A 15,486-nucleotide genomic window follows, 5' to 3' on the forward strand; every position below is an offset into this window, starting at 1 on the left:
CCTCCAGCCAATCAAATCTAAATCAGTATAACATCTTAGCATATCTTTTGCAACCAAACAGACATGTGCAATACTATGAAAAACTGTACTTTTTATCCTATCATTCCAAATATTGTAGAGAATGGCACATACGCATCATAGCTCCCCACATAAACCATTAACCTAGACAAGGCATAAATTCCATATACTCCAAATATAATCTTATATTTCCAGCCATCGCTATTTTTTCTAAACAGATAACTAAATTGGTACAAACTAACCATACAGTACGGAGTTGCAAATCTGGCATAGACATTACTAGTAAACAAAGCTCCTATTGTAATTGCAAATCCAAATGAATATAAATTAAGGCATCCCAGAAAATCCTTATCTCCCCCGTATCTATTATACAGGATAAACATGACCCCTACAATAAGAATAGAATTTGCCATTCTTTTTAATATCATAAACACTATGCTATAGTTCGATCCATATGCACTGTTTCCCTCATTAAGATATTCCCAAATACGATACCCTAGTTCTCCTCCTATTATCTGGCTTATCACTAAAAACAATGGCTTTACCATAAATGCTGCAAATACCGAAAATGCTACAAGCATCATCAGAATCCATCTTCTACTTAACGAAATATGATAAATTGGATACGCCAGAACCCATGCCAATGCAGCTTTGTGAAATAGTATCGCAATCAAAAGACACATTAGAAATTCCACCCATTTTTTTCTCTTAATATATATAATGCTGTAGAGGCAGACTACTGATGCTACGGTCTGGCGCACTACAAATACTCCCCATAACCCCATCGCCCATGTTCCGAACATAAATAGGAAAATGCACCTTTTTTCTTTATCAGTTTCCATCTTCCAGATAAATAATGCAAATAATCCATTTACTAGAAGCCCCTGAACGAATAGAAACACATTAAAGTTGCCGCCACTCATACGGTTTGTCAGGATCAAAAGAAGGTTAAATAATGGTTCAGTATCAAATTTTTCAAAACCTCCATGGAGCACCATTCCCCACTGCATATTATCATACATTTTTTTATAATTAAAGAAATCTCCTGGGCCTCCCCAACGTATGGCTGACATGCAAGTAATTAGAAGCACAATACTAATAAGGAAATTCCTCTGTGTTTTCCTGCTAGGTGTTCCAAATACTTCCCCTCCAGTCAATACCAACAGAAAAAGAAAAACAAATACATAAACAATCATACTCCTATCTTCTCACTTTCATATAACCCTCTTAAAACCTGTTCACTTCTTTCCCATCCAAAATGCAATTTAGCATATTCCTGTCCATCCCTACATAAATCACAGTATTCCTTCTCTCCCATATTCATAACATCTACTATTGCTTGTACAAACTCTGATTCTGTCTTTGCCAGTAAAAGTACATTGCCCATCTCATCAATTCCCTCTGCCCCTATATCCGTTGTCACAACCGGCGTTCCAAGAGCCAGGCTCCGTAAAACCTTGAGTTTAATTCCTGCACCTAATGTTAATGGGAATACAGCAATACCGGACTTCAACACATACTCATCCACATCTTCAACAAAGCCAGTAATATGAACCGTGTCACCTTCTAACTTCTTTAACTCAGGTGGCGGATTATTTCCAACAATATAGATATTCACCGGGTAACCTATGTTTTTTAACCTATCTCCCAAACGAATCAGGCTCATTGCAGCAGCAGTATTTTCTTCCCTTCCCATCTGTCCTAAAAAACACAGCGTGCTTCGCTCTTTTTCCCGGTATTTCGGTTCTTCCATCATACCATCTTCAATTCCAAAATATGGATTAAGTACATGAATCTCAGATAATCCATATTGTTTTTCCAAAAGCACTTTGTCTTTATGGCTAAAGGTCATAACAGCATCAGATCGGTGGCAATAAATCTTTTCATAATGATATAATCTACGGATCTGATAAAAAAGATACTTTCTTTTCCATCCCTGCTCTTGTTCGGCTTTACGCTCATATGATTGCGTTGTCACATCATGCTCTGTCATATAATAGCGTAGTCTTGGAAACAAACGGCATATCCACTGATACTGTGCCATTGCTGCATACTCACCGTGAATGACATCAATATTGTAATGCCTTACACACCAAATTAGCTTCATACCAAACCTTAATGAAGACCTGGCTGCAAAATAAGCCGGAAGCCATGGTTCACACAAAACATGAAGTACTTTGCTCCATTTATATAACTTTACAAAATGATACCGGACATCTCCTTTTAAGTTATCTGCAAGTTTCTGATCAAAATCTGATGCAATAAACGTCAAAACGTATACTTGATTCCATTCTCTTAGTGTTTCTATTTGACGCCCCATACAGACGCCGCCTGCATGATTTGTTTCTAAGGAAGGAAGATATGGAGAGATATGCAGTACATTCATTTTTCGTTTCTCCTCTGTATATCTAACTGACTCCAAATCGTTTCCATCTGATCATAAAAGGCTGGTATAGAAAACCTTTTTTCATATACATCTCTAATATGAGCACGCATCCCAACCACCTCTTCAGATAAATGAATAATATCATCTAACTGCCTCTCATTCATCATTGTGTAACAATTATATCCTACCTTCTCCTTTTCTACCAAATCCCACGTATCCCCTCGAATTGTATTAAGAATCGGCAGTCCAAATGCAAGATACTCAACTGACTTCATTGTCAACCCCACACACACATTAGACTTCATCATATTTAGCCCCCAATGACACTGTTGGATAATTCTAATCTTCATATTCTCATCATAAATAATCCCCTCGTCCTTGACTTCAATACCCGCTTCCATCAATAATTTTATGAAATATGCTTTAGTTTCTCCTTTTCCAATCAAATGAAGTATTATCTTCTTCTTCCGGTTCAAACGCCCCATAAGATTGACTATTGTTTTTATATCAATAATATGATTAACAGTACCTAAATAGCAGATATGAATACTATTTGAAGCGGGAATGCCAGTCCACTCTGGCTGACTTATTTCCTTTGGCCAATATGCGGTTTTGGGCGTATAACCTAATACCCGTTCCAATAGGCCAGCAAATAGATTACATTCAGTTATTACCGCATTAGCAAACTTCAGATTATCATCTCTTAATTTCCTCCATACCGAAAAAGGCCAGCATGTCTTTCCGAACCGAAAAGGCAAAGACTCTGGCCACATATCCAATATATCATAAATAAGCATTCCGCCATATTTTCTTTTATATTCTGAACAAACCTTTGCAAGAGAATTGGCAGGAACAAGAACATACAATAATTCTGGCTTTTCTTGCTCAACTATATGAAACGCTTTTTTCGCAAAATCGTACAAAGAATATATTCGCTGCAAAGATAGGTTCTTTTTATAGACAATCATTGGAAGATACTCATGATTGTTTTTTTTAGAATATCTTTTTTGTTTTGTATGGTGATCATATCCAGGCTCTAAAACTAATACATCGTAGCCCTTAAAAGAAAGAAACTCTTCAATGGCATTAACCCTACTCTCGTATGTAGATGAACTTGTTATGATTACCGCACTACTATTCTGTACCATTCTTTTCTTCCTCTGGAATGTCTAAAGTTGCGCATTGTTCCTCTGTAAAACCTTCTGTACTGTCTTTCATAAATAAAATCTTAACTGTCAAAAAAATAATTTCAATATCCATAAGCCATGAATAATTTTGTATATACATTAAATCCAACTTCAACTTGTCATACGGCGTTGTATTATACTTTCCATGGACTTGGGCATATCCAGTTAAACCACTCTTTACTTTTAAACGATATTTAAATTCCGGTATATCCTTTACATAGGCATCTGTGAGCTTAACGCTTTCCGCTCTAGGACCTATAAGGCTCATCTCTCCCCTTAAGATATTTAAAAACTGAGGCATTTCGTCAATTCTTAACTGACGTATTACTTTTCCAACCGGAGTAACCCTAGGATCATCATCCATAGTAGGCACATATTTAATGGAATCCGAATTCATCTTCATGCTACGAAATTTATAGATCATAAACTTCTTTTCATTCTTCGTGTACCGCTCCTGCAAAAAAAAGATAGGGCCTCCATCATAAACCTTTATAGCAATAGCCGTCAAAATCATAATTGGTGAAAACAGTATTAATAAAATTAATGTCAATATAATATCTACAGTCCGTTTACAGACTCTTTGCTCAAATGTAAATCCATTATTTCGCGATAGCAACAGCGGACTATCAATAAGATGTGATTCTTCCGCACTTCTAATAATAATGTCCGATAATTTGGGGGTGACATAAACTCGTATTGATTGAGAATAGCAATATTTCAAAATTTTGTTGCGTACTTCTGAAGGTAGATCACATAAAATAACCGCTTCGCAATCCTTGGTCAAACTAATAATTGCCTCGAATCCCTTTCTATAATCTACTTTCTTTGAAATAATAAAACGATCATTTCTTGTATTTGCCTTTCCAACAAAAGCATCCACAGAACGTTCACCATATACCAATAAAGTCTTCCTTGCAGGATATAGAAGTCTATATAGACGCGTGAATACCACACCCCAGGGAACGGTAATTGCCAATTGAACAGTTGTCATAAATACTAATGGCAAGATTGACGTAAAATGTTTTATAAGCAAAGTAATTTGAAGATAGATCAATGCATTCGCAGAAATAGTGGTTAAAAAATGTGAATATATAATATTAAAAGTCTTTAAATATCCAATCTTAAATCCACCATACATCTTGCAGAAAATAAGCAACAAGAGACCGTAAACTGCAACAATCATCCAGTTACCGGTTCTATTATATGGTATTTCCATTTCTATGTTATAATGTTTCAACCATACTGCCCAGTAAATAACCATTTCACAAAATATTAGTGATATTACAGATGTAAAACGGACAATACGTTTATATTGTTCAAAATTCTTCATTAAATAAGCACCTTCTACAGTTCTATCCATCTTTTTCAACTATTACTTCATGCATTTTTAATCTCAATACAGTATATCATTCCCTAGGTATTTTAGCAACTTTCGAGCCAACAAAATCATTGGAAAAACTTTAATATTTTATTAAATATTCCATATTTTAGCCAATCAGGCAACCAGCTTATTTCTTAGATAAGCTTTAGCTTTTCACATTTCTAGTACGGCTTAAGATTATTTCCATCTACTGGAGGTATATGCTATATTAAGCACTTATCTAAGAATAATAAATTCAATTTTCATATAAATATAATCTTACAAAAGGATTATCTTACGCATTTTTCAAATATCCTCATAATTTTCCTTATCCGAAGTATAATCAACTCGTAATGCAATAAAGGAATTTCAAAAAGTATTTCAAAAAGAAAAAGGAGAGTGCATTAATTATGAGAAAGCAGACAAAATTAGTTGCTGTATTATCAACAGCAGCACTGCTCGCTATTGGTGCATCCATGACATCTTTTGCGGCTCAGGGTTGGGCTGAGGAAGATGGTACTTGGGTATACTATGATAGGAATGGCGACAGAGTAACCGATAAGTGGGCAAAGTCCGGTAATAACTGGTATTACCTGGATAGCGATGGCGAGATGGCTATCGATACCCTGATCGAGGATGGCGACAACTACTACTATGTAGATGTTAATGGCGTTATGGCTTCCAATCAGTGGGTAGCTATTGATAATGAAGATGCTGGCGATGATGATGAGCCAGATCACTACTGGTATTACTTCCAGGCTAATGGTAAAGCATTAACCAATGGAAATAACAGCAATGTAGCTCTGAAGACTGTAAACGGCAAGAAGTATGCTTTCGATGAAGAAGGTAAGATGCTTTACGGTTGGGTAGCAAAAGATAATGCAGAGCGCATCGATAATACAGATGGCGATGGCTTCAAGACAGGTGATTATTACTTTGGTGGCGAGGATGACGGTGCTATGACCGTTGGCTGGCTGCAGATGGATATCACATATGATGAAGCAACCAGCGATTACGAGTTTGCTCCAGTATTCAATGATGATGAGGATCAGACTCGTTGGTTCTACTTCCAGTCTAACGGTAAGAAGGTTAAGGCTGATGGAGCAAGAGAAGCAAAAGAGAAGACCATCAATGGTAAGAAATATGCATTTGATCAGTACGGTGCTATGACAGCAGAGTGGTCCTTGGATCGTGAAGATGCTGATAAGCTGGCTACAGCTGATCGTGCACATAGCGACAACAGCACAGCAACTGGTAATAGTGTAACCGCTAAGTATGCTCAGGAGTGGAGATACTTCAACAGTGTTGAAGATGGTTCCAGAGTAAGCAAGGGCTGGTTCAAGGTAGTTGCAGCTGAGTGGCTGAATAATGATAAGTTTGATGATGATGAAGATGCATGGTACTATGCAGATGGTAGCGGTAACCTGTATGCAGGTGAGTTCAAGACCATCAAGGGTAAGAAGTATGCATTCCGTGATGACGGTCGTATGGTTAACGGACTGAAGTTCATCAAAGATCTGGGCACTGGTTTAAGTGTAAGAGCAGATGATGATGGTACTCTTCCATTCGATACCGAAGATGACTTTAATGACAATGCACTTCAGTATGAGAAGCTGGGTTACAGCTGCTACTACTTTGGTGATGGAAATGATGGTGCTATGAAGACCAACAAGACCAGCATTGATATTGATGGTGATAAGTTCAACTTCTACTTCCAGAAGTCTGGCTCCAAGAAGGGCGCTGGTTTAACAGGTGAGAAGGACGACAAGTTCTATCAGTCTGGTAAACTGCTTGCATCTGGCAAGGATGAGAAGTATCAGGTAGTTGCAAAAGTTAGCAATGCAACTGAAGAGGGATACAAGAAGTTATCTGATGTTGATGACTTCTTAACAGCACTCGGCAGCAATTATGCTGATTTAACCAGCGCAACTGATGCTCAGAAGGAAACTGCTCTGGCCGGTGTTGGTGTTAACAAGAAGGGCGAGGACATCAAGGATCTGTACATCATTAATAGTGGTAACGGAATGCCTTCTGATGACTACTTCTTAGTAAATACATCAGGTAAGGTTATCGACAGCAAGACCAAGAGCACAGACGGTAGCGACTTTGTATATGTTACTGCAAAGGGCGGAAAGATTCTTGCTATCTACAGCGAGGACTAATTTAGCAATTAGTTGATTTGAGTAGTATAATTTAGGGGGAAGCGTTGTGACTGATTTAGTATTAAATTAAGTCACAGCGCTTCTTTTTTATAAGATAAAGGAGAGTCAAATTATGGCACATAAAAAGCTAACATCGTTGATTTTGGCAGTGCTTATCTCTGTAGCAGCATCATTTTCAGTAATGGCAGAGACAGCTACAACGACTATGGAAAACAGTGGGGCATTCCTTTTTGAATGGCGTCCTGTTGACTGTGGAGATGGTCATTCTTTTGCGATACTAGTAGGTGGTAACACAATCAACGAAAGCAACGTTATTTTGAACAGAGGATATGACTACGCATATACATTTAATCCAATGGCATACTCAAGGCCATGGGGACAGGTTCCGGATCTAGTTAACATTGATGGTTTGTGGGGGATTCCTGAAAATTGGGCATCTATGCCTGAGGGCAGCCAGCCAGTTACTCGTATTGTGCTCTTCACAAATAATAGAAATCTATCTACCAATGAGCGATATGTGGACGTAGTCCATCTTCCTGGCGGAGTAAATACAGCAGATCTTCCTCCCGAAGTAAGGAAGTATTTAATTAATGTAGATGGCTCGGATGCAGGGGCTTATAATGGAACTATCACGTCAGGATGGGTACAGGAGAATGGTCAGTATAGATACAGAAAACCAGATGGTACATTTGTATCTAACGGATGGTTGAAGGTAAATGATCAATCCTATTATATGGATGCCAATGGAATCATGCTTGCAGATACAATTACACCGGATGGTGTTTATGTAAATGCTAGTGGAGAAAAAACAAATTATATACCAGGTTGGTACCAAGACGAAAAAGGGTGGCGTTATATACAGAAGAATGGATATTATGCTGGCGCTACCTGGATTCAGGGTAATGATGGAAATTGGTATTATATTAATATTGGTACATATATGGAAACCGATGATGTTACACCGGATGGGTATCGGGTAGATGCAAACGGTGTATGGGATGGTCAGCCATCAATTATTGACAACACGATAAATCTGGGGCCTGGTGCGGCATCTGAGGCATCATCCGAAGGCTGGGAAGCATCTGGAGATACGTGGAAATATAGGTTATCTGATGGAAGTTATGTTACAAATGCCTGGAAAGAAGTGGATGGGAAATGGTATTACTTTAATGAAGATGCCCTGATGGTTACTAATCAGACTACGCCTGACGGATATTATGTAGGGGCGGATGGCGTGTGGAATAATTAGGCCTTTTACGTCATGTAGCTGATAAGATAATTCAGGTATGTTTTGAAGCTTTGGTTAATAATACAGGCTCTTTGTCAATGGTTGGGGTGGGATTTGTTAAAATCCCGCCCCAATTCTATGAAAAGGGCTCTTTTTATGTTTAGTTCCAGGTTCTACTGATTTTGGGCATGTCAAATAAGCCTCCGCATTACCGACTTTTTATCCTATGATGTACAGTGGAGTATCCGCGTCCGGAACCGTTTGAAATCCCGGCTTCCGTAGCTGCTCCGTTTTAATACCTTTATCTTGTTGTTAAATCCTTCAGTGGGACCATTTGTCAGCCCGTATTTAAAGGCATTCAGGATTTCTTTTCGCCAGGCCCTGTAGGTCTTAGCACAGGTCTCAAATTCCTTGATCTCACAGCCCTGTGCATTCGCAATCCAGTCATCAAATTCCCTCTGCTGCTGACGATACGTTTCCATCTGGCAGATATCATAGAACCACTCTTTCATGCGGTGCGACAGACGCAGATCTTCGCTATAGTGAAGCATTAAATCACAGGCCTGTTTGTTCTCACCCTTCAGCTTTTTATAGCGGGTCAGAATGAGTTTCCGGCTGCGTTTATAATACTTACGCAGAGAAACCGGCATGGACCGCTGCCGCCGTTTGCGTACGTTTTCAATCGCCCATGTCACCTGCTGGATGAAATGATATTTATCCACGATGATGGTTGCATTTGGAAAGAAGGTCTGTGCAAGTTCGGTGTAGGGCCGCCACATATCGCAGACGAAGAACTTTACCTTCAGGCGTTCTTTCCTGGTAATGTTCCGCCAATAATTAGCCAGATGGCTCTGGATCCGATCCGGGAGAATGTCGAGGAACCGGCGCTTTTTTGGATCCACCAGAATGCACTGATATTTACCGGTAGAAGCATTGCCTTTGAATTCGTCAATGGAAAGCGCTTAATGAAAGAGTCTGCCTGAACCACTTTTTAATAGAAACACCTTCCAAGTGAAGAAAAGCCTTGGTATAATTAGGGTACATCTATAAGGGGTCGTCACCTCCGTAACATTAAACTTTGGTCGGGATAATGCGTTTAGGAGGCTTCTTATAGATGTATTTTATTACAACGAAAAGAATGTTGGAAGTGTGCTTTTCAGCACACTCCAACATTCAGTATAGAACCTGTTTTGTGAGCACTTTGTATGTATAGTTTCATGTTTTCCTGATTTTGGGCATGCCAAATGAGCCTACATATTACCGATTAATTTATCCTACGATGTACAGTGGAGTATCCAGGTTCGAAAACGCTTGAAGTTCCAGATTCCGTAGCTGTTCCGTTTTAATACCGTTATCTTGTTGTTGAATCCTTCTGTAGGACCATTTATCAGCCCATATCTAGAGGCATTCAGGAGATTTCTTTTTGGTATTGACCGGTGGAGCCGTTTGCGTACGTTTTCAATAGTCCCATATAACCTGGCAGATGAAATGGTATTTATTCACGATGATCATTGCGTTCGGAAAAACATTTATACAAACTCTGTATAGGGCCATTGTATATCACAGACGAAGAACTTCACATTCAACGCTCTTTACATGGGATGTAGTGCCAATAATCAGTCAAATGGCTCAGGGTTCGGTCTAGAAGGATATAAAGGATGCGCCTTTTTTCTGGATCAACCAGGTTGCGCTAATATTTGCCGGTGGAAGTATTCCTTTTGAATTCGTCAATGGAAAGTGCTTGGGGGAGCCGGTCAGGCGGAGGATAGTTAATAGTATCCAGGAGTCAGCAGGCTGTCTGGACGGAAACACCAGTAAGTTCTGCGATCTGTTTCGTTGAAAAGGCCTAGCGAAGCAGGGAGACAATGTAGAATGCAAGCCTACGGTGGTAGCTGGGCAGGAAAGAGTAAGGTTCCGTGAAACGTTCATGGCAGGAGGGGCAGAAGTAGCGCCGTTTATGAAGAGCCAGTATTATCTGTTTACCCTGTAAGGGAGTATCCGGGACCTCTTGTAAGCGGTGATCATGAATTCGTTTGGTTTTAGTTTCACAGAAAGGACAAGTTTGTTCAGTGGGTAGAGGCTGAATGATAATTTTAGTAAAAAATAGTTTTGGGAGGCTTTTTATAGATGTATTTTATTACAATCTTTTCTGCACACCCCAACATTCAGCATAGCCCCCCAAAAAAATTAATAAAGGAGTCCGCCTGAACCCGCTTTTTTAATAGAGATACCTTCCAAGTTAAGGAAAGCCCTGCTACAATTAAGGTACATCTATAAGGGTCACTCCTGTATACATTAAACTTGAATCGGGTCAATGCGTCTGGGAGGCTTCTTATAGATGTATTTTATTATAAAATTGATTTTTATTATATCATAGGATACCGTATAACCTGTTTTCTAGTCTTCAATCCAAACCCCATCAGCATTTACGTAATAATCATCTGGAGTTTCCTGGTTCGTAACCATTATAGAATTTTCATCAAAATAGTACCATTTTCCGTCAACCTGTTTCCAAGCATTGGTCACATAAGTACCATCTTCCTGAAGATATTTCCAATTGTTATCGATTTGTTCCCATCCGCCTGAAGATGACATTCCTGGTCCAAGATTTACATTATTAGAAAGTGTGCTTGGTTGGCCATCCCATACACCATCGGCATTTACATAATAACCGTCTGGCGTTGCGGTGTCAACCGCCATATATGCACCAATATTAAAATAGTACCATTTTCCATCTGCATCCTGTAACCAGGTTGAGGCAGCATGATACCCATTTTTCTGGATATATCTCCAACCTTTATCATCAGAAACCCATCCTGGTTTGTAGCTTACACGTTCACCGCTTGGATTTAGATAGGTTCCATCCGGAGCATATGTATCAGTAAGCATGACTCCGTTACCATCCAAATAATATGTTTTTTCATCTACAGTGAGCCAGCTATCGGTTACAAATGTTCCATCATGCCTTCTATAAGTCCATTGACCATTATCATTTTTTTCCCACCCACTAGTTACTGTTCCATCATAAGCACCAGCATCAGAGCCATCTACATTAATTAAATATTTGCGTACTTCTGTGGGTAAATCGGAAGCGTCAACACCATTCGGGAGATGGACAACATTTATATACCGTTTATCGGTGTCAAGATTTTTATAGTTTGTTTTGAGAACAATCTGCAAAGTTGGCTGTGTTCCTTCTGGTAGAGATGACCAATTCTCAGGAATTGCCCATACACCATTTACATTCACTAAATCCGGCACTGTACCCCAGGGCCTTGAATAAGTCATTGGTTCAAATGTATAGGCATAGTCGTATCCACGGTTTAAGATAACATCACTTTCACTGATAGTATTTCCACCTACTAGAATAGCAAAAGACATACCGTCACCGCAGTCTACTGGGCGCCACTGAAAAAGAAAGGCGCCACTGTTTTCCATAGTTATGCTATTGGCTGTATCTGCAAAAGCTGTAAATGAGGATCCTATACACAAAGCTAGGATAAGCCCAAACACAGCAAAATGCTTTTTTATCATCAATCGTACCTCCTATAATCATTTTAATATTTGTATAGCATTTATAGCAAAAAGAAGCGCTGCGACTAATTATTTATCTCATCAGTCACAACGCTTCCCCCTTAAATTTTAGTTAAACATAATTACCGCTTACATATAATTAGTCTTCAACATAGATGATTCTGATAACACCCTTGTTGTCGGTAACATATACATAATCGCTGCCGTCTTTGCTCTTGCTCTTGCTGTCAATAACCTTACCTGAAGTATTAACCAGTGCAAAATCAGACTCATTTAAATCAGTATAGTCAATTACATACAGTTCGGTTAAATCATCGGCCTTTTTGCTGAATGAAGTGTTCTTTACAGCGTCAGCAATTGCCACATCAGCCTCAGTTACATTGCCCTTCTTCTTCACTGTTGTACCAACTTCACCTAAGAATGCATCTACGTCAGCAAGCTTTGTATATCCACCAGTTACAGTCTGTACAACCTGATACTTCTCGTCAGAGCCAGCCTTCAGCAACATACCAGACTGATAGAATTTATCATCTTTCACGCCAGTCTTACCAGCGCCCTTGTTGCTACCAGATTTTTCGAAATAGAAACTGTAGTTATCTCCATCAATTCCAATAGTAGCCTTATTGGTTCTCATGGCACCATCATCACCGCCGCCAAAGTAGTAGCACTTATACTGCTGTGATTCATATTTAGGTGCATTTGCAAGGAAGTCATCTTCTGTGTCAAATGGACCAAAGTTAGCTTCATCATTATCATCAGCTTTAACGCTAAGTCCGCTGCCACTATCGTAAATAAACTTCAGCCCGTTAATCATACGGCCATCGTTTCTAAATGCATACTTCTTGCCTTTAATGGTTTTAAATTCTCCGGCATACAGATCACCGCTGCCATCAGCATAGTACCAAGCATCCTCATCATCATCGAACTTCTCATCATTAAGGTACTCGGCAGATACAACCTTGAACCAGCCTCTGCTTACTTTTGCACCATCTTCAACATTGTTGAAGTATCTCCACTGCTGAGCGTACTTAGCTGTTACAGACTTCTTGTTAGTAGAATCACTCCTGCTTCCGATAATATCAACACCGCTCTTGGAAGCTTCATAAATATCAGCAGACCACTCAGCTACCATTGCGCCGTACTGATCAAAGCCATATTTCTTGCCATTAATAGTCTTCTCTTTTACCTTATCAGGATCATCAGACTTAACCTTCTTGCCGTTAGACTGGAAGTAGAACCAACGAGTCTGATCTTCATCATCTGTAAATACAGGTGCGATTGCATTGTAAGTATCATTATCAACGTCTGTATAGGTAATATCAATCTGCAGCCAGCCAACAGTCATAGCGCCATCGTCTTCACCGCCGAAGTAATAATCACCATCAACAAAACCTTCGCCGTCAGTATCATCAAGACGCTCTGCATTGTCTTTTGCTACCCAACCATAAAGCATCTTGCCTTCATCATCAAATGCATACTTCTTGCCATTAACAGTTTTTAAAGAAACACTGTCTCCACTGTTCTTTAAAGCTTTACCATTAGCCTGGAAGTAATACCAGTAGTTATCAGGCTCATCATCCTCACCGGCATCCTCGTTCTCAATAGCCACCCACTGATTGGAAGCCATAACGCCATTAACATCTACATAGTAGTAGTTGTCGCCATCCTCGATCAGGGTGTCGATAGCCATCTCGCCATCGCTATCCAGGTAATACCAGTTATTACCGGACTTTGCCCACTTATCGGTTACTCTGTCGCCATTCCTATCATAGTATACCCAAGTACCATCTTCTTCAGCCCAACCCTGAGCTGCAAAAGATGTCATGGATGCACCAATAGCGAGCAGTGCTGCTGTTGATAATACAGCAACTAATTTTGTCTGCTTTCTCATAATTAATGCACTCTCCTTTTTCTTTTTGAAATACTTTTTGAAATTCCTTTATTGCATTACGAGTTGATTATACTTCGTATATGGAAAATTATCAATAGTTTTTTTGCATTTTTTGCAATTTCTACTAAAAATGCGCAAATTAGACAATTTACCAGATGAAGGATACCAACTCCATCACACGCATTTAGTATAGTATAAATCTGGGGAAAATACCATAACAATTACCTGTGCATTTTCTTACGTAATTATTACGGAAAACAAAGGTTTTACAGAAATTGTACTTATATTTGTACAATTTGGGGATATAAAAAAGTGATACCCGATTTTTGATATCAGGTACCACTTTTAACCAGTTTTATTTATCGCAATTATTTCGCAAGAATCGTGCTGTAAGCCTCTGACATTCCCTTGCTCTGGATCAGATCATAGTACTCCTGAACCATGGGGATCATTTCGCTCAGGTCTTCATGCCAATAATCCTGACGCTTCATAATATCCTCCACAGAGGCTGTCTTCATAAACTGCAGGATCTCCTCGCCGTCATTTGCCTTATCGGTGCGGTAGAAGGATATAAGGGCTGCCATGGAGAATGTCAGGGCCGCCGGGTATTTGCCGAACTTTTCCTTGTACTCCAGGATGGTGGGAAGAACGCGTACCTGGAATTTGCTTACGGAGTTCAGGGCAATGCTTAACAGAAGATGCTTGATAAATGGATTTGAGAAGCGCTCTAAGACAGCCGCGCCAAACTTGCGGTTATCTTCTGTATCTCCAATTGTGGGGATGATCTCTTCAAAAATACATTTCTTAAGGAAGGAAGACACTTTCTCATCCTTCATGCATTCGCCTACTGTCTCAAGGCCGTAAAGGTATGCACCCAGGACCATGGAAGTGTGGCCGCCGTTCAGGATGCGTACTTTTCTCTTCTTATAAGGATGTACATCATCTGTCCAAACAACATTATAGCCGGCTTTCCGGAATGGAAGTTCATCCTCATGATGACCGCCGATCACCCACAGGTGGAAGATCTCGGCTGTATCGATCAATTTATCCTCGTAGCCGATCTGCTTGGTCAGTTCCTCCACCTCATCCCTGGGATAACCGGTTACAATACGGTCCACCAGAGTGCTGCAGAAATCATTTTCATTTTCAATCCAATCCTTAAATCCGTCTTCCAGTTCCCAGAGATCCGCGTACTGGAGAACGCATTTCTTCAGATTATCACCATTGTCATCGATCAGTTCGCAGGGAAGAAGGATCAATCCCTTTAATCCTGCCTTGTATCTTTTATATAGGAACTGACACAGTTTTGCAGGATATGATTTTGGGGGCATGTCCGTGAGCTTCTCTGTTCCAATGTATTCAATTCCAGCCTCTGTGGTGTTGGATACAAGTACCCTTATGTCAGGACTTTCAGCAAGTGCGATATATTCCTCATACTGGGTGTATGGATTCAGGGCTCTGGATATGGAGGTCACATGGGTATGCTCATTAACCACCTCACCATTATCAATGCCGCGCAGGAACAGATTGTATTCACAGTTCTGGTCCGCCAGCATCTGGCACATTCCTCTTTCAATTGGCTGGACTACTACAATTTTACCGTCATATAAACCCTTCTCCTGAAGTTTGTGGAAGAAGTAATCCACAAATCCACGTAAGAATCCGCCTTCACCAAACTGGATCACTGTCTCTTTTACATTATTGCTCATGATCTGCTACC

At 39.7% G+C, this 15,486-nt stretch carries 9 protein-coding genes and 2 pseudogenes; 2 read left to right on the top strand and 9 right to left on the bottom strand.

What is annotated here, in order from left to right:
- Positions 1-92: 92 nt before the first annotated feature.
- The 4 genes from HMPREF9469_RS26455 to HMPREF9469_RS26470 are packed head-to-tail and all read right to left on the bottom strand — an operon-like array spanning position 93 to position 4,951.
- Positions 93-1,214: an EpsG family protein gene (locus HMPREF9469_RS26455; RefSeq protein ID WP_007869492.1), complete on the bottom strand. Its 1,122-nt coding sequence runs from the start codon at positions 1,212-1,214 to the stop codon at positions 93-95.
- Complete coding sequence (locus HMPREF9469_RS26460; RefSeq protein WP_007869495.1) at positions 1,211-2,404, bottom strand: glycosyltransferase family 4 protein; 1,194 nt, start codon at positions 2,402-2,404, stop codon at positions 1,211-1,213. The genes HMPREF9469_RS26455 and HMPREF9469_RS26460 overlap by 4 nt, the downstream gene beginning before the upstream one ends.
- On the bottom strand, positions 2,401-3,552 hold the full coding sequence (locus HMPREF9469_RS26465; RefSeq protein ID WP_007869498.1) for a glycosyltransferase family protein: 1,152 nt from the start codon (positions 3,550-3,552) through the stop codon (positions 2,401-2,403). Before HMPREF9469_RS26465 ends, HMPREF9469_RS26460 begins: the two co-directional genes overlap by 4 nt.
- Positions 3,539-4,951, bottom strand: a complete 1,413-nt coding sequence (locus tag HMPREF9469_RS26470) for an exopolysaccharide biosynthesis polyprenyl glycosylphosphotransferase (RefSeq protein ID WP_242827949.1) — start codon at positions 4,949-4,951, stop codon at positions 3,539-3,541. Before HMPREF9469_RS26470 ends, HMPREF9469_RS26465 begins: the two co-directional genes overlap by 14 nt.
- Before the next feature lie 410 nt (positions 4,952-5,361).
- Between HMPREF9469_RS26470 and HMPREF9469_RS26475 the strand changes: the two genes are divergently transcribed.
- Positions 5,362-7,113, top strand: a complete 1,752-nt coding sequence (locus HMPREF9469_RS26475; RefSeq protein ID WP_007869511.1) for a hypothetical protein — start codon at positions 5,362-5,364, stop codon at positions 7,111-7,113.
- A gap of 112 nt (positions 7,114-7,225) precedes the next feature.
- The gene (locus HMPREF9469_RS26480; protein WP_007869514.1) at positions 7,226-8,362 is read left to right on the top strand and encodes a PspC-like choline-binding domain-containing protein; all 1,137 of its coding nucleotides are present in this window, start codon (positions 7,226-7,228) and stop codon (positions 8,360-8,362) included.
- 203 nt (positions 8,363-8,565) lie between these two features.
- On the opposite strand, the pseudogene HMPREF9469_RS31590 reads toward HMPREF9469_RS26480, so the two are convergent.
- The 5 genes and pseudogenes from HMPREF9469_RS31590 to HMPREF9469_RS26500 all read right to left on the bottom strand — a co-directional run.
- Positions 8,566-9,303, bottom strand: a pseudogene (locus HMPREF9469_RS31590) (ISL3 family transposase); the annotation flags it as partial.
- Between the two features lie 312 nt (positions 9,304-9,615).
- Positions 9,616-10,442, bottom strand: a pseudogene (locus HMPREF9469_RS34195) (transposase); the annotation flags it as partial.
- Positions 10,443-10,738: 296 nt separating this feature from the next.
- The gene (locus HMPREF9469_RS26490; RefSeq protein ID WP_007869524.1) at positions 10,739-11,875 is read right to left on the bottom strand and encodes a PspC-like choline-binding domain-containing protein; all 1,137 of its coding nucleotides are present in this window, start codon (positions 11,873-11,875) and stop codon (positions 10,739-10,741) included.
- Between the two features lie 139 nt (positions 11,876-12,014).
- A complete protein-coding gene (locus HMPREF9469_RS26495; RefSeq protein ID WP_007869527.1) occupies positions 12,015-13,766 on the bottom strand; it encodes a PspC-like choline-binding domain-containing protein in 1,752 nt (583 codons plus the stop codon).
- A gap of 368 nt (positions 13,767-14,134) precedes the next feature.
- Positions 14,135-15,475, bottom strand: coding sequence for a tagaturonate reductase (locus tag HMPREF9469_RS26500; protein WP_007869530.1), 1,341 nt, complete (start codon positions 15,473-15,475; stop codon positions 14,135-14,137).
- Positions 15,476-15,486 lie beyond the last annotated feature (11 nt).

Source organism: [Clostridium] citroniae WAL-17108, assembly GCF_000233455.1.
Classification (GTDB): Bacteria; Bacillota; Clostridia; order Lachnospirales; family Lachnospiraceae; genus Enterocloster; species Enterocloster citroniae.